The sequence below is a fragment of the Streptomyces sp. NPDC001153 genome (genome assembly GCF_053598315.1).
Genome location: NZ_JBSFJZ010000001.1, coordinates 195208 through 213994 on the forward strand (window position 1 = coordinate 195208; position 18787 = coordinate 213994).

Genomic DNA, 18787 nt, shown 5'->3' on the forward strand with positions numbered 1-18787 from the left:
GGCAGACCGCTCTTCCCTCGTGGTTTAGACCAATGCTAAGTGTGGTCGCGCAACGAGCCCGCACGACTACGTCTTGTCACAACAGGAGGGCGCGGCATGGCCCGCACCACCCCGCACGAACCCGCCCTGAGCGACGACCGGCCCCTGTACGGAAGGATCGCGGCGCTGCTCCTCGACGAACTGCGCGCCGGCACCATCCCGCCGGGCGAACGGCTGCCGGGCGAACGGCACTTGGCCGCCTACTTCCAGGTCAGCCGGGAGACCGTCCGGCAGGCGCTGGAGGTGCTGCGGCGCAGCGGTGCCGTCTCCACCGACCGCCGGGGCAGCCATGCCACGCTGCCCGCCCGGCCGGTCGCGACGCCGGGGACGCCGGCCTTCCCGCTGGGCGCCCGCTCGGCGGACCCGTCCGCGGTCGACCGGGCCACGGTGACCTGGGAGGCGCCGCCGGAGGAGCACGCGCGGGCGCTGGGCCTGGCCCCGCACCGGCCCACGCTGGTGCACCGCTACCGGTCGGCCACGCCGGACGGCCGGTCGCTGCGGACGGCGGTGTCGTCGTTCTCGGCGGTGGCCCTGGCCGAGGTGGCGGAGCTGGCCCGCTACCGGGGCCGGGCCGACGGCACCACTCCCGCGCAGCTGCGGCGGGCCTACGACTGGATGCGCAAGGCGGGCCTGTCCCTGCACCACCGCGATTCCATCACCCAGGTCGACGGCGCCTCCTCGGTGCGGGTGACCCGGCGGGTGCACGACCAGTACGCCCGGCCGCTGGAGATCACGGATCTGGTGGTGGACGCCGAACGGGACGCGCTGGTCTACGAGTTCACGCTGCCCGCGGCCGGCTGAGTCCGCCGGGCCACCACCAGCCGGGCCCGTGGGCTGCCGTCGCCGCGCCGCCCGAACTCGGGCAGGGGGTGCAGCTCGACGCTGAACCCGGCCCGGCCCAGCTCGCCGAGCACGCCACCGAGCCGGAAGGCCCGGTAGTACATGACGAACGGCGGCCGCCACAGCGCGTTGCGCACCCGCATCACCGCGTCGAAACCGAGCAGCAGCCAGAAGCCGGCCTGCGTCGGACGGGGCGGGGCGAGCACCGGGAAGGCGAACCGGCCGCCCGGCCGCAGCACGGAGTGGACCTGGGCGAACAGACCTGGCAGTTCGCGCGGCAGGAAGTGGCCGAAGGCCCCGAAGGAGACGACGAGATCGAAGGCGGCCGCGAACGGCAGGGCTCGGGCGTCGCCGCGCACCCAGGCGACCTCGGGCCCGCCGCCGGGCCGCACCCGGTGCCGGGCGACGTCCAGCATGCCCGCGCTGAAGTCGACCCCGGTGACGCTCCGGCGGCACAGCCCGGTGAGCACCTCGGCGCCCGCGCCCGTGCCGCAGCACAGGTCGAGTCCGTCCTCGAACGGGCCGAGCGGGGTGAGCGCCTTCGCCACGGACTCCAGGACGTCGTCGGGCGTCCGGAAAGGCGTGTGGTCGAACTTCGGGGCGAGCAGGTCGTACCCGTGCTCGACGGACGACAGCGCCTGTACGGCGAGTTCACGCAGGCCGGGGCCTTCGGGACCGAACATCCCCTCAGCCTAGGGCCACGCGCTGCGCCAGGACCGCGAGCACCCGCTCGCACCAGCGCAGGTTCTCCTCCTCGAAGCCGATCCCGGCCATGAGGGTGAGGTACGGGCCGACCCGGTCGGCGTCGCGGAGGTACTCGTCCTCGGTCCGGCCGCCGAGGAGGCCGCGCTGCACCCGCCGGTAGCGGTCGAGCTTTCCGCGCGCCCAGCCCATGCGCTCCTCGATCAGCGCGCGGGTGATCTCCGGGTCGCCGCCGTCCATCGCCTGGATCTTGATGAGGAGTTCGTCGCGGATGGCGGTGGGCCGCTTCGGCGGCTCGGCGGCGAAGGCGTCCAGCTCGGCCCGGCCCGCCTCGGTGAGCGTGAACATCCGCTTGTTCGGCCGGCGCTCCTGCTGCACAGTCCGGGCCTGGACCAGTCCGTCCTGCGCCAGCCGTTCCAGCTCCCGGTAGAGCTGCTGCGGGGTGGCGGGCCAGAAGTTCGCGAGCGAGACGTCGAACGACTTCGACAGCTCATAGCCCGAGGCCTCGCCCTCCAGCAGGGCTGCGAGGACGGCGTACTTGAGCGACATATGGACAAGGCTAGCAGCCGTTGATTAATCTCATCCGCACCTATTCAATTAATTGACTAAGCTCATTGACTCTGCGAGGTGATCCGATGCATGCGTTCCGCGCCGCGGTCGAGGCCGGCGACATCGATGCGGTCGAGGCGCTGCTGGCCGAGGACGTCGTCTTCACCAGCCCGGTCGTCTTCAAGCCGTATCCGGGCAAGGCGATCACCGCGGCGATCCTGCGCGCGGTCTCCCAGGTCTTCGAGGACTTCCGGTACGTCCGGGAGATCGGCGACCCGGCCGCGCCCGACCACGCGCTGGTGTTCACCGCCCGGGTGGGCGACCGCGAGCTGACCGGCTGCGACTTCCTCCATGTGAACGAGGACGGCCTGATCGACGAGCTCATGGTCATGGTCCGCCCGCTGTCCGGGGCGCACGCCCTCGCCGAGGCCATGGGTGCGCGGTTCGACGAGATCGTGAAGGAGGCGGAGGCACGGTCGGCGTGAGCACACTCCAGGGCGGCGGCCCCGGAGCCGGCCTCCGCGAACCCGGCGTTCGTCCGTCACGAACGCGCCGGGCAGGACCTGAGGGTCAGCCCTTGAGCTGCCCCAGCGTCGCCTTGGCGTCCTTCTTCAGCCAGTCGTCCACGTCGCCGAGCGCGGGCGGGTTCTTGTCCTGGTCGTACGAGGTGAGGTAGGCGCTGTAGCTCATCGTGTACGTCACCCAGCCGTCGCGGACGGCGAGCGTGGCATAGCGGGAACCGCTGCCGGACGAGCCTCTGGTGGTGTCCTGGCTGACCAGGTAGGCCTCGTCGCCGATGCCGCTGACCGGCGAGACGTCGTAACCGGTGTGGCTGTCACCGTAGTTCTTCCACAGGGCCGTGAACTCGGGCCCGGGATCGGTCTTCTTGTGCAGGTCGAGCTGCATGGACAGAAAGGCGTCGGCATACGAGGAGCCCGTCTTCTTCAGGTCCACGTAGCAGTAACCCTCGTCCAATGCCGCGTTCTTGAGGGAGCTCTTGGTCGGCGAGGAGCCGTCCTGGGGGTACTCGTCCTTGAAGGAGGAGTAGTCGGCGCTGGAGCAGAGGTTGGCGGGCGCCGAGTAGCCACGCAGATCCGCGCTGTCGCCCTTGCCGCCGATGAGGAGGACACCGCCCGCCCAGGCGGCGGAGGCGACGACCGCACCTACCGCGGCCCACAGCAGCGCCTTGCCCGCCCCGCCGCCACCGGACGGAGGGACGGGCGGCATCGCACCCCCGAACTGAGCGGCCTGGGCATAGGGGTTCCCCGGCTGCGGCTGACCCGGCTGACCGAACTGGCCCGGCTGTCCCGGCTGACCGAACTGGCCCGGCTGTTCCAGCTGTTGCTGGTCGGTGGGCCGGCCGACCAGCGTGGGCTGGGCGTAGAAGTTGCCCGGCGGCGGCGACTGCGGGTTCGGGTAGGGGTAGGCCGTCGGCTGCGGCGGGACGGCCGGCGCCTGCGCGGGCTGCTGGGGCTGCGGAGCCGGCCGGCCGGCCGGCTGCGGGGGCTGCGGTGGCGTGGACATGTCTTGAACATAGTCTCAGGTTGACGGTCAAGTCCCCCGACGTCCGGGATCGTTATGGTCTGGGGACATCTGATGCGGTTCCATGACCTGACGGACCTGCGCGGAGGGCCAGGGGGACGGTTCCGGCCCCCCCATGTCCACGGCGGCTCGCACCGACGGGCTGGGCGCGGGGTCATGCCGGGGGCCATGGCGTTGACCCGGATGCGATGCGGGGCGCCGGCCGCGCGCAGGCGCTTTCCTGCTCATCACCACCGCGGGCGCGATCAGGTACGCAGTGGCTCAACTTCCCGCTCACGGACTGCAGTTGAGCGCTTCGGCGTTATGGAAGCGCGCCCCGCCAGGGACCGCGGTCGCCGGACGAGCCGTGCGGCCCGGGCGGGAATGGACGCGGGCGGCGTCATGTTGACCGAAGCGAGCGCACGGGTATAGTGCGATCAGCGCGTGTGCGTGTCCCGTCGTACGGACACCGATGCCGCTGTTCTCTCCATCAGCCCCTCGGCCGAGGCTTCCGACCGGCCCGGGCTTCTTCTCTGCACCACCTCGTGACCAGGGCGTTTCCGCCGTACCCGAGGTGCCGTTCCCGCCGCCCGGAGGCAGCTGTCCAGCCTCCCGTTCGCGGCCTCTCCCCCCCCTTCCCACCTCTGCTTCGTTCCGTCCGCGAAAGGACACCCACCATGACCACCACACTCGAACACCCTCCCGTGGCCCGGCAGGCCCCGGCCCCCCGGCTCGTCACCGGCGTCCTCGACATCGACACGCAGGGCAAGGGGCACCTGAGGGGCCCGAGCCTCCTGCCCGCCCCCGCCGACCCGCAGCTCTCCCCGGCCCTGATCCGGCGCCACGGGCTGCGCAAGGGCGACCTCGTCGAAGGCGTACGGGGTGACCGGCGCGCCCTGACCGAGGTCACCCGCGTCGACGGACACGCCCCGGCGGACCTCCGCGGCCGGCGCCACTTCCGCGACCTCACCCCGCTCCACCCGCACGAGCGCATCCGCCTCGAACACCCCGCGTCCGGAGTCGCCGGGCGCGTCACCGATCTGTTCGCGCCGCTCGGCAAGGGCCAGCGCGGACTGATCGTGGCCCCGCCGAAGAGCGGCAAGACGGTGCTGCTCCAGCAGCTGGCCGCCGCCGTGGCCGGCAACCACCCCGAGTCCCGGCTGATCGTCCTGCTGCTGGACGAGCGTCCCGAGGAGGTCACCGAGATGGGCCGTTCGGTGCGCGGCGAGGTGTACGCCTCCACCTTCGACCGGACGCCCAAGGAGCACATCGCTCTGGCCGAGCTGGTCGTCGAGCGGGCCAAGCGCCTGGTGGAGGCCGGCGAGGACGTCGTGATCCTGCTGGACTCGCTGACCCGGCTGTGCCGGGCGCACAACAACGCCTCCGCCGCCGGCGGCCGCACCCTGAGCGGCGGTGTCGACGCGGGCGCGCTGATCGGCCCCAAGCGGTTCTTCGGCGCCGCCCGCCAGGCCGAGGAGGGCGGCTCCCTGACGATCCTCGCCACCGTCCTGGTGGACACCGGCTCCCGCGCCGACGGCTACTACTTCGAGGAGCTGAAGAGCACGGGCAACATGGAGCTGCGCCTGGACCGGGAGGCCGCCGCCCGGCGTCTCTTCCCCGCCGTGGACCTCGACGCCACCGGCACCCGCCGCGAGGAACTGCTCCTGACTCCGGCCGAGTTGACGGCCGTACACGGTCTGCGCCGCGTCCTGCGCTCCCGCGAGGGCGGGCCGTCCGGTCTGGAGACCCTCCTGGAGCGGCTGCGCGCCACCCCCGACAACGCCGCGTTCCTGCGGCAGATCCGGCCCACCCTGCCCGCCGGCTGAGCCCGCCCGGAGGCGGCCGGGTGCGGCTTACGGGTTGCTCGCGTGGGCCGAACGGCCCTTCCAACGCGAGGGATGGCCAACTCGTTCGTACGTTGATCACATGATCAGCGGACTTTCTCATCGGGTGGCCGTTTCGGCCTGTTCCCTGTGCGTGGCGGGCGTGCTGGCACTCACCCCGGCCACCGCCTCCGCCGCTCCCCGTGCCGGGCAACCCGCCCCGCCCGGGCCCGGGGCGGCGATGCCCGGGCCGAACCAGCTCTACCGCTCCGGCACCCTGGTCCGGCCGCACCCGGACGCGCCCGAGCTGCCGGACGTGTCGGCGCTGTCCTGGGTGGTGGCCGACGCCGGCAGCGGGGCGGTGCTGGCGGCGAGCGACGCGCACCGCAAGCTGCCGCCCGCGAGCACCCTGAAGACCCTGTTCGCCCTCACCGTGCTGCCCGCCCTGCCCGCCGGGATGCGGCACACCGTGCGCAACGCGGAGCTGGCGGACATCGGCCAGGGCAGCAGCCTGGTCGGCGTCAAGGAGGGACTCACCTACCGGGTGGCCGACCTGTGGCGCGGGGTCTTCCTCAACTCCGGCAACGACGCCGTGCATGTCCTCGCCTCGCTGAACGGCGGCTGGGAGGCCACGGCCGCCCAGATGCAGGTCAAGGCGCGCTCGCTCGGCGCCATGGACACCCATGTCGTCTCCCCCGACGGCTACGACGCCGAAGGCCAGGTGTCCTCCGCCTACGACCTGGCGGTCTTCGGCCGGGAGGGCCTGCGCAATCCCGACTTCGCCCGGTACTGCTCCACCGCCGAGGCGTACTTCCCCGGTGACGGCTCGACGTACGGCATCAGGAACACCAACCGGCTGCTGACCGGCGCGAACGGCGTGAGCAAGTACCCCGGGCTGATCGGCATCAAGAACGGCTACACCACCAAAGCGGGCAACACCCTGGTGGCCGCGGCCCGCCATGGCGGCCGCACGCTGGTGGTGACCGTGATGAACCCTCAGGTGGGCGGCGGGTTGGCGGTGTACCAGGAGGCGCGCGAGCTGCTCGACTGGGGCTTCGCGGCGGCCGGCCGGGTGGACCCGGTCGGCTCGCTGGACGGGCTGCGCGTCAGGCCGCGGCCCGCGGTGCCGGCCAAACCGGTGGCCGCGGCCACGTCGCAGGCACCGGACGACGGCTCGGGCTGGCCGGGCCCCGCCGTCCTCGCGGGGCTCTCGGGACTCGTCGCCGGCACCGCGGTCGTGGCGCTGCGCGGCGCCGTGGTGGTGGTGCTGCGGGCCCGGGGCAGGCGCACCCCGCGCGACTGACCCGTCGGCAGGCCGAGCAGCAGGCCCAGCGTGATCCAGGTGTAGGTGTTGCTGCCGAGGAAGCCGCCGATGCCGGAGGCGTCGTCGAACCACAGCCAGACCACGCTCGTGCACAGCACCGCGTACAGGGCGCCCGCGATCCGCGGGTGCCCGGCGCGCAGCAGCACGGCGAACGACGGCAGCAGCCACACCAGGTGGTGCACCCAGGTGATGGGGCTGACCAGGCAGGCCGCCGCCCCGGTCAGCGCGAAGGCCGCCGTCCAGTCACCGGCCCGCACCGCCTGACGGGCCCGCCAGGCCCAGACGCACAGGGTGAGCAGGACCGCCGTCGCCCACAGCGGGCGGCCCGGCTCGCCGAGGCGGGCCAGCACACCCTGGAGCGACTGGTTCGACACATAGCCGAGCCGGCCGACCCGGCCGGTGTCCCAGAGCGCCTCGGTCCAGTAGAACCGGGACGCCGGGGGGTCCGCCCAGGCGGCCAGCGCGGTCGCCGCGGCGGCCACGGCCGTCGCGACGCCGGCCGCCCGGCGCCTACCGGCGAGCAGCAGCAGGCCGATGAACAGGGCGGGGGTGAGCTTCACGGCGGCGGCGAGCCCGATCCCGGCGCCCGCCCAGCGCTCCCGGCCGGTCGCCAGCAGCAGGCAGTCCCCCAGGACGAGGGCGAGCAGCACCAGGTTCACCTGGCCGAAGCTGAAGGTGTCCCGCAGCGGCTCGAACAGCGCGAGCAGGCACAGGCACAGCGACCAGCGGTACCAGCCGTGCCGCCGCCAGTCGGGGCCGGCCAGGATCCGCAGGATCACCGCCAGCGCGGCCAGGTTGACCAGCAGGGACGCCGCGATCGCCGACGTACGGTCCAGCAGCGCCAGCGGCAGCATGGCGACCGCGGCGAACGGCGGATAGGTGAAGCCGTACGAGGTGCCCGGCACCTGGTAGTCGTAGATCCGTCCGCCGTGGTGCGCCCAGGTGTGCACGGTGCCGTAGTAGACACGCAGGTCGAAGAAGTCACGCAGCAGGGGCACGGTCGCCGTGAAGACGGTGACCGCGGCGCCGAGGACGAGGACCAGGAGCAGACGGCCCCTGGTCGTACGCGGCCCCCTCACGCCATGCGTCCCGGGGCCGGGGCCTGAGCCGCCTGGTGGGCCTGCCACAGCACGACGACGCCGAGGACCCCGCCGGAGACGGCGAGCACGAGTTGCCCGAGGTCGGCCGGGCCACCGCTCGGCAGCACGGCGAGGGCGAGGACGCCGGCCAGGGCCGCGACCCGGTGCCGTACCGAGGTGCTGGGCGCGGCGGCGGCGATGAGGAACAGGCCCCACAGCACGTACCAGGGGCGGATGGCCGGGCCGAACACGGCGACCGTCAGCAGGCTGAGCCCGAGCGCGTACACCGGCCTGACGCGCAGTCGGAGCCATATCAGCGCTACTGCGACGGCGGTGGCGGCGAGGCCCAGCAGATGCCAGGCCGGCACGGCCAGCGGGGCCAGGCTGCTGCCGAGGTGCTCCAGCAGGGCACCGGTGGCGCGGCCGAGCAGGCTGGTCAGGGCCCAGTTGTGGGGGGAGACCGGGGTGGCCAGGGCGCCGATCCAGCCGTACCCGGTGCCGGCGACGGCCGTGGCGGCGACCGTCGTCACGGCGGAGGCGGCCGCCGCGGTCAGTACGGCCGGCAGCGGGCGGCGGCCGGAGCGGGCCTGGAGGGCCACGACCGCCAGCAGGCCGAGCGCGGCCGGCGCTTTGACCAGGGCGGCCAGGGTCACGAGGACGGCTCCGAGGACACCGTCGGCCGGGCGGTCACCCCGCGCTGCGACCAGGCCGAGCCCCAGCAGACCGAGCATCAGGGCGTCGTTGTGGGCGCCCGCGACCAGGTGCAGCAGGACGAGCGGGTTGAGGGCGCCGAGCCAGAGGGCGGCGGCCGGGTCGGCGCCGCTGTGCCGGGCGAGGCGGGGCAGTGCCACCGCCATCAGGGCCACGCCGAGCAGGGCGACCAGGCGCATGCCGAGCAGGCCTTCGGGCAGTTGGCCGCGGGTCAGTCCGGACAGCGCGGAGGCCAGGGCCAGGAAGGCGGGGCCGTAGGGGGCGCCGGTGTGCTGCCACATCGGGGCCACCTCGTCGGCGAGCGGGCCGCCGAGCTGGGCCGGGCCGTGGGCGTAGACGTCGATGTGGGCGTCGACCATGGCGCCCTGCGCGAGATAGCTGTAGACGTCCCGGCTGAACAGCGGCGGTGCGAGCAGCAGCGGTGCCGTCCACACGGCGAGCACCAGCAGCAGGGCGCGCGGGGTGGGCGGCTGGGGGCCGCGCACCAGGCGGCCGAGGAGCACCCAGGCCGCTATCAGCAGGACGACGCCGAAGTACACGCCGACCAGGCCGAGCGCGGCCTGCGCCGAGGCGGGCGCCAGGAGATCCTGCACGGGCAGGGCACCGGCCGTCTCACCGCCCAGTGCGAGAAAGGCGGTGCCGGCCAGCCCGAGCACCTGGCAGCGGCGGAGATCGACGGGGAATGCCATGGCCAACACTGCTTCAGCGTGTCAACGCCGGGTGGCCGAAAGGCGACGACAGCCCTGCCGGGCGGGGGCGACGATGTAACCGGTAGGTGGGGCGCGTCGGCTGCGGGTGCCGTCAGAACACCGACAGCCCGGTGAGCGTCGTGAAGCGGTCCAGGGCCGCCACCCCCGCCACCGAGTTGCCGCGCTCGTCCAGGCCCGGGCTCCACACGCACAGGGTGCACCGGCCCGGCACGACCGCGATGATCCCGCCGCCGACGCCGCTCTTGCCGGGCAGCCCCACGCGGTAGGCGAAGTCCCCGGCCGCGTCGTACGTCCCGCAGGTCAGCATCACCGCGTTGACCTGCTTGGCCTGGCTGCGGGTGAGCAGCCGGCTGCCGTCGGCGCGGATGCCGTGCCGCGCGAGGAAGCCAGTGGCGAGGGCCAGGTCGGCACAGGACGCGGCGATGGAGCACTGCCGGAAGTACTGGTCGAGCAGGACGGGAATGTCGTTGTCGATGTTGCCGTAGGACGCCATGAAGTGGGCGAGTGCGGCGTTGCGGTCGCCGTGCGTGGTCTCGGAGGCGGCGACCTCCTTGTCGAAGTCGAGTTCGGGGTTGCCGCTCTCGGCGCGCAGAAAGGCCAGCAGCTCACCGGCCGCGTCTCCGGTGCGGGTCTGCAGCCGGTCGGTGACGACGAGGGCGCCCGCGTTGATGAAAGGATTCCGCGGGATGCCGTTCTCGTACTCCAGCTGGACCAGGGAGTTGAACGGGTTGCCGGACGGCTCGCGGCCCACGTGCTCCCAGAGTTCGTCGCCCTCGCGGGCCAGGTCCAGAGCGAGCGTGAAGACCTTGGTGATGGACTGCGTGGAGAAGGGGCGGCGCCAGTCCCCGACCCCGTACACCGTGCCGTCCAGCTCGGCGACGGCCATGCCGAAGCTGCGGGGATCGCAGGCGGCGAGGGCCGGGATGTAGTCGGCGGCCCGGCCGCGGCCGGGCGTGCGCTCGATCTCCTCGGCGATGCGCTCCAGGACCGGCAGGAAGGTGAGGGACGACGTCGTTGTCATGATCACCATTGTGCCTCCGGACCGGCCCTGGGGCCCACTCGCGAACTGGTTGACATCTGCCCGTAACCGCAGGTCAGGCAGCAGGTGCCCCGCTGCCTGCGACGACCTCGGGGCGCAGCAGCTCGGCAAGCCGCTCGGCCGGCAACAGGCCCTTCTCCAGGACCAGTTCGGCCACGCCCCGACCGGTGACGAGAGCCTCCTTGGCGATGTCGGTGGCGGCGGTGTAGCCGATGTGCGGGTTGAGGGCGGTGACCAGGCCGATGGAGTTCTCCACGGTGGCGCGCAGCCGCTCGGTGTTGGCGGTGATGCCGGACACGCAGCGCTCGGCGAGGGTGAGGCAGGCGCGCTGCAGGTGCGTGATGGACTCCGACAGGGAGTGCAGGATGATCGGCTCGAAGGCGTTGAGCTGGAGCTGTCCGGCCTCGGCGGCCATGGTGACGGCGACGTCGTTGCCGATCACCTCGAAGGCGACCTGGTTGACCACCTCGGGGATCACCGGGTTCACCTTGCCCGGCATGATGGACGATCCGGCCTGCACCGGCGGCAGGTTGATCTCACCGAGGCCGGCGCGGGGCCCGGAGGACAGCAGCCGCAGGTCGTTGCAGCTCTTGGAGAGCTTGACCGCGATCCGCTTCAGCACTCCGGACATCTGCACGAAGGCACCGCAGTCCTGGGTGGCCTCGACCAGGTTGGCGGCGGTGACCAGCGGCAGCCCGGTGATCGCGGACAGGTGCCGGCGGGCGGCCTCCGCGTACCCGGCCGGGGCGTTGAGGCCCGTACCGATCGCCGTGGCACCGAGGTTGATCTCATGGATCAACTCGACGGCCTCGGCAAGACGGCTGCGGTCCTCCTCGATCATGACGGCGAACGCGGAGAATTCTTGACCGAGCGTCATCGGCACTGCGTCCTGCAACTGTGTACGGCCCATCTTGAGCACGTCACGGAACTCGACGGCCTTGCGGGCGAAGGCGTCCTGCAGTACGGCCATCGCCCTGAGCAGTCCATGGACCGCGAACACCGTCGCTGTCCTGACGGCGGTCGGGTAGACGTCGTTGGTCGACTGACCGAGGTTGACGTCCTCGTTGGGGTGCAGATACATGTACTCGCCCTTGGCGTGACCGAGCAGCTCCAGCGCCCGGTTGGCCACGACCTCGTTGGCGTTCATGTTGGTGGACGTGCCGGCGCCGCCCTGGATGACGTCCACGACGAACTGGTCGTGCAGCTTGCCCGCCCGGATCTCCTGGCAGGCGGCGACGATCGCGCGCGCCTTCTCCGGCGCCAGCAGGCCCAGTTCCTCGTTGGCGAGAGCGGCGGCCTCCTTGACGGCGGCCAGGGCGTCGATCAGATGCGGGTAGGCGGAGATCGGGGTGCCGGTGATGGGGAAGTTCTCCGTCGCGCGCAGGGTGTGCACACCCCAGTAGGCGTCGGCGGGTACGTCACGGTCGCCGAGCAGGTCGTGCTCACTGCGCGTGGTGGCGGCGGTCATGAGGGTACGGTCCTCTTTCTGAGGTACGGAGGTGAGAGCGCCCCGTAAAGGGCGCGGGGAACTGCGCGATCAACCACAGATGGCCGGCAGCCCGGCGACGACCCGCAGTCCCCATTGGTATGCGGCGAACTACGCGCAGGCAGTGAACGGAACCGGATCGAGCGCACGCACCGCACGCACACAACCCACCGGCTCCCCACCCCCGAGCAACGGCTCTCCGGCGAACTCGGTCAGCAACTCGGGGTCCACGCCCGCACGGGCGAGCGCCGCGGCCGCAACCGGAATCCGCGCCCGATTCGCCCCGTCGGCGATCTTCACCGCGATGGCCCGGCCATCAGGCAGGGCAGCGACCTGCACGCCCTCGAAGCCGTCCTTGGCCAGCAATCCGGGCACGGCCCGCATCAGCGCGGCGACATCGCGCCCCGAGCCGGAGGCCATCTCGGCGTGTGAGCGCATCGCGTCGGCGACCCGGGCCTCGGGCGTGCCGGGGGCGGCCGAGGTGATCCGGGACAGGGCGCGGGCGAGGCCGTGCAGGGAGATGGAGAACAGCGGCGCGCCGCAGCCGTCCACAGTGACCCGGGCGACCCGCTGGCCGGTCAGGTCCTCGACGATCTCCTGGATCGCCTGCTGGAGCGGGTGCCGCGGGTCGAGGTAGTCCTCCAGGGACCAGCCGTTGAGCTGTGCGGTCCACAGCATGGCGGCGTGCTTGCCGGAGCAGTTCTGGGCGAGGCGGGAGGGCATGCGGCCCTCGCGCACCCAGGCGTCCCGGACGACCGGGTCGAACGGCATGTCGGGGACGTTGCGCAGGTGGTCCTCGGTGAGCCCGGCGAGTTCGAGGATGCGCCGGGTGCCGGCGAGGTGCCGCTCCTCGCCGGAGTGGCTCGCGGCGGCCAGCGACAGCAGTGCGCCGTCGAGCGGCAGCCCGGCCCGCAGCATGGCCACGGCCTGGAGGGGCTTGACGGCCGAGCGCGGGTAGAAGGCGGCCTCGATGTCGCCGAGTTGGAAGTCCGCCTTGCCGTCGGCGCCGAGGACGACGACGGAGCCGTAGTGGATGCCCTCGACGACTCCGCCGCGGACGAGGTGGGCGACGGGGGCATGGAGGGGTTCGCGGACGACGGGTGCGTCGGCGGGGGAACTGCTGTACATCACTGCCTGCATCGACGGGTCGGGGTCGGCCGGTACGCGGGTCACGCGTCGGCGCCGGTGGACGTGCGGGATATGCGGGCGCGGATGGCGTACCAGCCCGCGACCAGCGCTGCGACGATCAGCGGCAGACAGAGCACGGTGGTGCGTCCGGCGCCGCCGTCGGCGTACATGAGGACCAGGACGGAGGCGAGGAACGCCAGCGTCACGACTTCGGTCCAGGGGGAGCCCGGCAGCCGGTACGACGGCCGGGTCAGCTCGCCCTTCCGGGTCTTCTGCCAGAACAGCAGGTGACAGAGCATGATCATGCCCCAGGTCGCGAGGATGCCGATCGCGGCGAAGTTGAGGACGATCTCGAACGCGTCGGCGGGGACGACGTAGTTGAGGCCCACGCCGAGGACACAGATACCGCTGGTGAGCAGGATTCCGCCGTACGGGACCTGGCTGCGGCTCATCCGCGCGGTGAACTTCGGGGCCGAGCCGCTCATGGCCATGGAGCGCAGGATGCGGCCGGTGGAGTACAGGCCGGAGTTCAGCGAGGACATGGCGGCCGTGAGCACGACCAGGTTCATCACGTCGCCGGCCGCGGGGATGCCGATGTGCGACAGGACCGTCACGAAGGGGCTCTCGGCGGCGCTGTACGTGTTCCAGGGCATCAGCATGGACAGCAGGACGACGGAACCGACGTAGAACAGGCCCACACGCCACATGATCGAGTTGATCGCCTTCGGCATGATCTTCTCGGGGTTCTCGGTCTCACCGGCGGCCACGCCGACCAACTCGACGGAGGCGTAGGCGAAGACGACACCCTGGATGATCAGCAGCATCGGCAGCAGGCCGTTGGGGAAGACGCCGCCGTTGTCGGTGATCAGGGACGGGCCGGGGTGGTGGCCGTCGACCGGGTGCCGGGTGACCAGCAGGAAGATGCCGATGCACATGAAGACCACGAGCGCGCTGACCTTGACGATCGCGAACCAGAACTCCAGTTCGCCGAATATCTTGACCGAGATCAGGTTGACGGTCAGGACGACCGCAAGGGCGATCAATGCGATCAACCATTGAGGGATGTCCGAGAACATGCCCCAGTAGTGGGTGTAGGTGGCGACCGCGGTGATGTCGGCGATGCCGGTGGTCGCCCAGTTCAGGAAGTACATCCAGCCCGCGGTGTAGGCACCCTTCTCGCCCAGGAACTCCCTCGCGTACGACACGAAGGCGCCGGAGGACGGGCGGTACAGGACGAGTTCGCCGAGGGCGCGTACGACCAGGAAGGCGAAGACGCCGCAGACGGCGTAGGCGATGAACAGGGACGGCCCGGCGTCGGCGAGCCTTCCGCCGGCGCCGAGGAAGAGGCCGGTGCCGATGGCTCCGCCGATGGCGATCATGTTGACGTGCCGGTGCTTCAGGCCTTTGCTGTAGCCGGCGTCTCCGGCGTCGACATGGCCGGACGAGGGGCGCGTCTCGTCTTTGAGGTGCTGCTCGCTCACGCCTCGGGTCCGCCTTCCGTGGGGAGGTCGTCCGTCCGCTGGGGACGCACGATGTCGGTGAGGGTCGTCTCGACGCGGTCCAGGTGGTGGCTCATGGCCTGGACGGCGTCGTGTTCGGAACCGTCGATCAGCGCCTCGACGATGGCGCGGTGCTCGCGGTTGGACTGCTCGCGGCGGCCGCCCAGTTCGTTGAGGAAGGCCGACTGACGCGCCAGTGCGTCGCGGATCTCCTCGATGACCCGGCGGAAGACCGGGTTCTGGGCGGCCTCGGCGATCGCGAGGTGGAAGAGGGTGTCCATCGCGACCCAGGCCGTGGTGTCCGTCTCCCGCTCCATGCGGTCGAGCAGGTGGGCCAGATGGTCCAGGTTCTCCGGGGTGCGGCGCACGGCCGCGTATCCGGCGACCGGGATCTCGATGTGCCGGCGCACCTCGAGCAGGTCGCTGGCCGCGTAGTCGCCGAACGTGGGGTCTTCGACGGCGTTCGCGACGACGAAGGTGCCCTTGCCGGTCCGGGAGACCGTGAGGCCCATCGTCTGCAGCGCGCGCAGCGCCTCGCGCAGCACGGGCCGGGACACCTCGAGGGTGCGGCACAGCTCGGCCTCGGAGGGGAGCTTGTCGCCGATGGCGTACTCACCGCGTTCGATGGCGTCGCGGAGGTGGGCCAGGACCGCTTCCATGGCGCTGATGCGCCGCGGACCCGAGCCACCTGTCTGGCTGTCTGACAGGTTCACGGAGCGATCCTGCGGGTTGCGTGGCAGGGCTGTCAAGGCGTCCCGTAAGGAAACATTCACGGGGTGCGGCGCCTGTATGCAGGCATCCGCACCCCGTGGGTGATCAGGAGGGTTCGGTCAGGCGCTGAGCGTGCCCGTGGCGAGCAGGCCGAGCAGGCCCACGCCGATGACGATCCGGTAGATCACGAAGGCGTTGAAGGAGTGCTTGGCGACGAACTTCAGCAGCCAGGCGATGGAGGCGTAGGCGACCACGAACGACACGATGGTGCCGACGGCCAGCGGGGCGGCGCCGACGCCCGCGCCGAGGGCGTCCTTCAGCTCGTAGATACCGGCGCCGGTCAGGGCCGGGATGCCGAGGAAGAAGGACAGGCGCGTGGCGGCGACGCGGTCCAGGTCCAGGATGAGCGCGGTGGACATGGTGGCGCCGGAGCGGGAGAAGCCGGGGAAGAGCAGGGCCAGGATCTGCGAGCAGCCGACCCACATCGCGTCCTTGAACGACGTGTCGTCCTCACCGCGCTTGTGCCGGCCCATCTGGTCCGCGCACCACATCACGGCGGAGCCGACGATCAGGGAGCCGGCGACCACCCAGAGGGAGCCGAGCGCGCCGTCGATCAGCGGCTTGGCCGCCAGACCCACCAGGACAATCGGGATGGTGGCGGCGATCACCCACCAGGCGAACTTGTAGTCGTGGTGGTAGCGCTCCTCGCGGTTGGTCAGACCGCGGAACCAGGCGGAGACGATCCGCTTGATGTCCTTGAAGAAGTACACGAGCACGGCGGCGATGGCGCCGACCTGGATGACGGCGGAGAAGCCGACGACGGACTTGTCGTCGACGGGGATGCTCATGAGCCCCTCGGTGATCTTCAGGTGACCGGTGGAGGACACCGGGAGGAACTCGGTCACCCCCTCGACTACTCCGAGGACGACGGCCTGACCGACGGAGATGGCGCTCATGGGATCCAGTTCTGAGGAGAGTTGGTCGACATTGTTGTAGACAGTACTTGTTGCACCTGGCGCTCTTGTGAACGCCTAGGCCCACACGGCGGCGGCGAGCGAGACACCGGCGAAGGCGGCGGCGAGCCCCGCCACCACGCTCGCCACGACGTTGGCGGCAGCGTAGAGGCCGGAGCCCGCTTCGGTCAGCCGCAGGGTCTCGTAGGAGAAGGTCGAGTACGTCGTCAGCGCCCCGCAGAATCCGGTGCCGGCCAGCAGCTGCAGATGGGGCCCGGCCGCCCCGGCGGAGAAGGCGCCCGTGAGCAGCCCTAGGATCAGGGAGCCGGTGACGTTCACCACGAAGGTGCCCCAGGGGAAGACCGAGTCGTGACGGGCCTGCACGGCACGGTCGGTGAGATAGCGCAGCGGCGCGCCGATCACGGCCCCCGCGATGACGAGCAGCCAGTTCACAACGACTTCTTACCCTTCGGATCCGTGCCGGCCGGGCCGCCTGTGCGTCCCACGTACCGGACGACCTCGCACTCCTCCAGGGTGACGAGCCCCTCGTCGACGAGTTCGTCGAGTTGCGGCAGGAACGCCCGCACCCGCTCCTCGGTGTCCACGACGACGACCGCCACGGGCAGGTCCTCGCTCAGGGACAGCAGGCGGGAGGTGTGGATGCGGGAGGAGGCGCCGAAGCCCTCGATGCCCCGGAAGACGCTCGCCCCGGCGAGTCCGGCCGCGTGCGCGCGGTGCACGATCTCGGAGTAGAGGGGCTTGTGGTGCCAGGTGTCGTCCTCGCCGATGTAGACGGTCAGCCTGAGAGCCCGGCCGGTGAGTGACGTCATCGCTTCCTCCCGATCAGCACCCGGCGGGCGGCGACCGAGGCCAGCCACACCGCGGCGAGGGCCGCGCACAGCGTCGCGGCGAGATAGACGAGCCCGAGGCCCGGGCGGCCCGCGTCGACCAGCCTGCGGATGTCGACGGCGTAGGTGGAGAAGGTGGTGAAGCCGCCGAGCACGCCGGTGCCGAAGAAGGGGCGTACGAGGCGGTGGGCGGCCCACACGTCGGTGATGAGCACCATGAAGACACCGATGACCGCGCAGCCGATGACGTTGGTGAGGAAGGTCGCCCAGGGGAATCCGCCGGGTGGCGTGGGCCAGGCCAGGGCGAGGCCGTAGCGGGCGCACGCGCCGAGGGCGCCGCCGAGGGCGACCACCGCGACGACGGGCATCTGGGTACGCCACTCGGACCGCCGCCGTGGGGTGGGGCGGACACGGAGGCTCTCGGCTTCCGGGGCTGTCATGCGGTTGCGTCTCCTGTTCGGCCTGCCCCGACGGGTGATCACGGCCGGGCACCAGCGTACCGCCGTGTCAGCGGGCCGCGGTCCGCGCGCAGACCGCGACGCCGGGCTCCCACAGGCTGCCGAGGACGAGGTGGTCCCCGCTCGCGCAGACGCTGGTGACCATGCGGAAGCGGGAGCGGCGGCGGGCGAGGTGCCGGACGGTCCGTCCGGTGTCGTCGAGGGCCACCGCCCCGATCGTCGCGCTCGGGCGGTACGGCGCGTGTACGGCGGCCCGGGCGGCGGCGCCGCGCACGGCGGGCGGGGCGCGGTGCAGGAGGTGCAGCGGTGGGACGCGGGGGCTGGCGAGCGCCACCCAGAGCGGGCCGTCGGGTCCCTCGCGCCAGAGGTTGTCCGGCATGCCGGGCAGTGTGGCGAAGAGGTCGGTGTGCCCGGTGCGCGGGCCGGTGAGGTGGTAGCGGGTGAGGCGGCAGGCTCCGGTCTCGGCGATCACCAGGAAGGAGCCGTCGGCTCCGGCCGCCAGGCCGTTGGCGAACTGCAGCCCGTCCAGCAGGACTTCGGGTTCGCCGCCCTCGGGCGGAAGGCGCAGCAGCCGTCCGGTGCCGGTGTGTTCGACGATGTCGCCGATCCAGTGCTCCAGAGGGTAACGGCGGCTGGAGACGGTGAAGTACACGGTGCCGTCCGGCAGGGCGACGACGTTGCTGCAGAAGCGGAGCCGCTCCCCCGCCACCGAGTCCGCGAGCACGCGGACGGTGCCGGCGGCGCCTTCGGCGGGATCGACGCGCAGCAGGCCGCGTTCCGCGTCGCACACCAGCAGGCCGCCGTCCGGCAGCGGTTCGAGTCCCAGCGGACGACCGCCGGTCTCGGCCAGCACCTCCACACGGGCCGTGCGCGGGTCGCCGACGTCGTGGACGCGCAGGATCCGGCCGTCCTCCACTCCGGTGAGCACGCTGCCGTGACCGTCCACCACGACGTCCTCGGGGCCGCGGGCGCCCAGGGCGACGTGGTGGAGCGGGATCAGTGCCGCAGGCCGGTCCATGGGCTCGGCTCACCACCCCTTCTCGAAGACCCGGGCGACCTCCGCGATGCGGATCTCGTCACGCCGGTAGCAGGTGCCCCAACAGCTGCGGCGGGTGCGCAGCAGGCCGAGCCGGGTGAGGAAGTCCAGGTGGGCGAGGGCGGTCCGGCGGGGCACGCCCAGCTTGGCGGCCACGGCGCGCGCGGTGACTCCCGTCTCGGCGAGGTCGCGGCGGCGGGGCGCCGGGAAGTGGGTCGCCGGATCCTTGAGCCATTCCAGAATCGTCTGCCGCATCCGGCCCGAGGGGGTTCCCATCATCCGTCCGCCTCCGTCCCCGGCCTCCTCGTACGCAGTGTTCCCACTGTGGCCC

19 protein-coding genes and 1 pseudogene are annotated in these 18787 nt (G+C 71.9%); 4 read left to right on the plus strand and 16 right to left on the minus strand.

Going from position 1 to position 18787, the window contains the following annotated elements:
* Positions 1-96 precede the first annotated feature (96 nt).
* Positions 97-840, plus strand: coding sequence for a GntR family transcriptional regulator (locus ACWDEN_RS00865; RefSeq protein ID WP_351604034.1), 744 nt, complete (start codon positions 97-99; stop codon positions 838-840).
* Here ACWDEN_RS00865 and ACWDEN_RS00870 read toward each other — a convergent pair.
* Both ACWDEN_RS00870 and ACWDEN_RS00875 read right to left on the minus strand, forming a co-directional pair.
* The gene (locus tag ACWDEN_RS00870) at positions 810-1562 is read right to left on the minus strand and encodes a class I SAM-dependent methyltransferase (RefSeq protein ID WP_351604036.1); all 753 of its coding nucleotides are present in this window, start codon (positions 1560-1562) and stop codon (positions 810-812) included. The genes ACWDEN_RS00865 and ACWDEN_RS00870 overlap by 31 nt on opposite strands.
* Positions 1563-1566: 4 nt before the next feature.
* On the minus strand, positions 1567-2130 hold the full coding sequence (locus ACWDEN_RS00875) for a PadR family transcriptional regulator (RefSeq protein ID WP_450856547.1): 564 nt from the start codon (positions 2128-2130) through the stop codon (positions 1567-1569).
* A gap of 86 nt (positions 2131-2216) precedes the next feature.
* Here ACWDEN_RS00875 and ACWDEN_RS00880 point away from each other — a divergent pair, with 86 nt between their 5' ends.
* Positions 2217-2615: a nuclear transport factor 2 family protein gene (locus ACWDEN_RS00880; protein WP_228622380.1), complete on the plus strand. Its 399-nt coding sequence runs from the start codon at positions 2217-2219 to the stop codon at positions 2613-2615.
* Positions 2616-2700: 85 nt separating this feature from the next.
* Here the strand turns inward: ACWDEN_RS00880 and ACWDEN_RS00885 are convergent, their stop codons facing one another.
* On the minus strand, positions 2701-3654 hold the full coding sequence (locus ACWDEN_RS00885; protein WP_351604040.1) for a hypothetical protein: 954 nt from the start codon (positions 3652-3654) through the stop codon (positions 2701-2703).
* Between the two features lie 674 nt (positions 3655-4328).
* Between ACWDEN_RS00885 and rho the strand changes: the two genes are divergently transcribed.
* Both rho and ACWDEN_RS00895 read left to right on the plus strand, forming a co-directional pair.
* Positions 4329-5477: a transcription termination factor Rho gene (rho, locus tag ACWDEN_RS00890; RefSeq protein WP_351604042.1), complete on the plus strand. Its 1149-nt coding sequence runs from the start codon at positions 4329-4331 to the stop codon at positions 5475-5477.
* A 238-nt stretch (positions 5478-5715) separates the two neighbouring features.
* Positions 5716-6411: pseudogene (locus tag ACWDEN_RS00895) on the plus strand (D-alanyl-D-alanine carboxypeptidase family protein); the annotation flags it as partial.
* A gap of 59 nt (positions 6412-6470) precedes the next feature.
* Here ACWDEN_RS00895 and ACWDEN_RS00900 read toward each other — a convergent pair.
* The 13 genes from ACWDEN_RS00900 to ACWDEN_RS00960 all read right to left on the minus strand — a co-directional run bounded on the left by ACWDEN_RS00900 (position 6471) and on the right by ACWDEN_RS00960 (position 18735).
* Positions 6471-7877, minus strand: coding sequence for a glycosyltransferase family 87 protein (locus ACWDEN_RS00900; protein WP_351604044.1), 1407 nt, complete (start codon positions 7875-7877; stop codon positions 6471-6473).
* Positions 7874-9277, minus strand: coding sequence for a polyprenol phosphomannose-dependent alpha 1,6 mannosyltransferase MptB (gene mptB / locus ACWDEN_RS00905; RefSeq protein WP_351604046.1), 1404 nt, complete (start codon positions 9275-9277; stop codon positions 7874-7876). Before mptB ends, ACWDEN_RS00900 begins: the two co-directional genes overlap by 4 nt.
* A gap of 112 nt (positions 9278-9389) precedes the next feature.
* Complete coding sequence (locus ACWDEN_RS00910) at positions 9390-10328, minus strand: glutaminase (RefSeq protein ID WP_351604048.1); 939 nt, start codon at positions 10326-10328, stop codon at positions 9390-9392.
* A 64-nt stretch (positions 10329-10392) separates the two neighbouring features.
* Positions 10393-11805, minus strand: a complete 1413-nt coding sequence (gene aspA / locus ACWDEN_RS00915) for an aspartate ammonia-lyase (RefSeq protein WP_351604050.1) — start codon at positions 11803-11805, stop codon at positions 10393-10395.
* A 129-nt stretch (positions 11806-11934) separates the two neighbouring features.
* A complete protein-coding gene (locus tag ACWDEN_RS00920) occupies positions 11935-12951 on the minus strand; it encodes an asparaginase (RefSeq protein WP_351604182.1) in 1017 nt (338 codons plus the stop codon).
* Positions 12952-12992: 41 nt separating this feature from the next.
* Entirely contained in the window at positions 12993-14432 is a 1440-nt protein-coding gene (locus ACWDEN_RS00925; RefSeq protein WP_351604052.1) for an amino acid permease, read from the minus strand.
* Entirely contained in the window at positions 14429-15163 is a 735-nt protein-coding gene (locus tag ACWDEN_RS00930) for a FadR/GntR family transcriptional regulator (RefSeq protein WP_351604054.1), read from the minus strand. Before ACWDEN_RS00930 ends, ACWDEN_RS00925 begins: the two co-directional genes overlap by 4 nt.
* Before the next feature lie 117 nt (positions 15164-15280).
* The gene (locus tag ACWDEN_RS00935; protein ID WP_351604056.1) at positions 15281-16117 is read right to left on the minus strand and encodes an undecaprenyl-diphosphate phosphatase; all 837 of its coding nucleotides are present in this window, start codon (positions 16115-16117) and stop codon (positions 15281-15283) included.
* A gap of 75 nt (positions 16118-16192) precedes the next feature.
* The gene (crcB, locus tag ACWDEN_RS00940) at positions 16193-16567 is read right to left on the minus strand and encodes a fluoride efflux transporter CrcB (protein WP_351604058.1); all 375 of its coding nucleotides are present in this window, start codon (positions 16565-16567) and stop codon (positions 16193-16195) included.
* Complete coding sequence (locus tag ACWDEN_RS00945) at positions 16564-16944, minus strand: DUF190 domain-containing protein (RefSeq protein ID WP_351604059.1); 381 nt, start codon at positions 16942-16944, stop codon at positions 16564-16566. The genes crcB (ACWDEN_RS00940) and ACWDEN_RS00945 overlap by 4 nt, the downstream gene beginning before the upstream one ends.
* Complete coding sequence (gene crcB, locus ACWDEN_RS00950) at positions 16941-17402, minus strand: fluoride efflux transporter CrcB (RefSeq protein ID WP_351604061.1); 462 nt, start codon at positions 17400-17402, stop codon at positions 16941-16943. The genes ACWDEN_RS00945 and crcB (ACWDEN_RS00950) overlap by 4 nt, the downstream gene beginning before the upstream one ends.
* A 67-nt stretch (positions 17403-17469) precedes the next feature.
* A complete protein-coding gene (locus ACWDEN_RS00955; protein ID WP_351604062.1) occupies positions 17470-18438 on the minus strand; it encodes an SMP-30/gluconolactonase/LRE family protein in 969 nt (322 codons plus the stop codon).
* 9 nt (positions 18439-18447) lie between these two features.
* On the minus strand, positions 18448-18735 hold the full coding sequence (locus ACWDEN_RS00960; RefSeq protein ID WP_351604064.1) for an ArsR family transcriptional regulator: 288 nt from the start codon (positions 18733-18735) through the stop codon (positions 18448-18450).
* Positions 18736-18787 lie beyond the last annotated feature (52 nt).

What these genes read in the sequence shown, in the direction of transcription:
- aspA (WP_351604050.1), bottom strand. Translation starts at nt 11,805, where the DNA reads ATGACCGCCGCCACCACGCGCAGTGAGCACGACCTGCTCGGCGACCGT.
- ACWDEN_RS00870 (WP_351604036.1), bottom strand. Translation starts at nt 1,562, where the DNA reads ATGTTCGGTCCCGAAGGCCCCGGCCTGCGTGAACTCGCCGTACAGGCG.
- ACWDEN_RS00910 (WP_351604048.1), bottom strand. Translation starts at nt 10,328, where the DNA reads ATGGTGATCATGACAACGACGTCGTCCCTCACCTTCCTGCCGGTCCTG.
- ACWDEN_RS00935 (WP_351604056.1), bottom strand. Translation starts at nt 16,117, where the DNA reads ATGAGCGCCATCTCCGTCGGTCAGGCCGTCGTCCTCGGAGTAGTCGAG.
- ACWDEN_RS00960 (WP_351604064.1), bottom strand. Translation starts at nt 18,735, where the DNA reads ATGATGGGAACCCCCTCGGGCCGGATGCGGCAGACGATTCTGGAATGG.
- rho (WP_351604042.1), top strand. Translation starts at nt 4,329, where the DNA reads ATGACCACCACACTCGAACACCCTCCCGTGGCCCGGCAGGCCCCGGCC.
- ACWDEN_RS00865 (WP_351604034.1), top strand. Translation starts at nt 97, where the DNA reads ATGGCCCGCACCACCCCGCACGAACCCGCCCTGAGCGACGACCGGCCC.
- ACWDEN_RS00885 (WP_351604040.1), bottom strand. Translation starts at nt 3,654, where the DNA reads ATGTCCACGCCACCGCAGCCCCCGCAGCCGGCCGGCCGGCCGGCTCCG.
- mptB (WP_351604046.1), bottom strand. Translation starts at nt 9,277, where the DNA reads ATGGCATTCCCCGTCGATCTCCGCCGCTGCCAGGTGCTCGGGCTGGCC.
- ACWDEN_RS00875 (WP_450856547.1), bottom strand. Translation starts at nt 2,130, where the DNA reads ATGTCGCTCAAGTACGCCGTCCTCGCAGCCCTGCTGGAGGGCGAGGCC.
- crcB (WP_351604061.1), bottom strand. Translation starts at nt 17,402, where the DNA reads ATGACAGCCCCGGAAGCCGAGAGCCTCCGTGTCCGCCCCACCCCACGG.
- ACWDEN_RS00920 (WP_351604182.1), bottom strand. Translation starts at nt 12,951, where the DNA reads ATGTACAGCAGTTCCCCCGCCGACGCACCCGTCGTCCGCGAACCCCTC.
- ACWDEN_RS00955 (WP_351604062.1), bottom strand. Translation starts at nt 18,438, where the DNA reads ATGGACCGGCCTGCGGCACTGATCCCGCTCCACCACGTCGCCCTGGGC.
- ACWDEN_RS00945 (WP_351604059.1), bottom strand. Translation starts at nt 16,944, where the DNA reads ATGACGTCACTCACCGGCCGGGCTCTCAGGCTGACCGTCTACATCGGC.
- ACWDEN_RS00880 (WP_228622380.1), top strand. Translation starts at nt 2,217, where the DNA reads ATGCATGCGTTCCGCGCCGCGGTCGAGGCCGGCGACATCGATGCGGTC.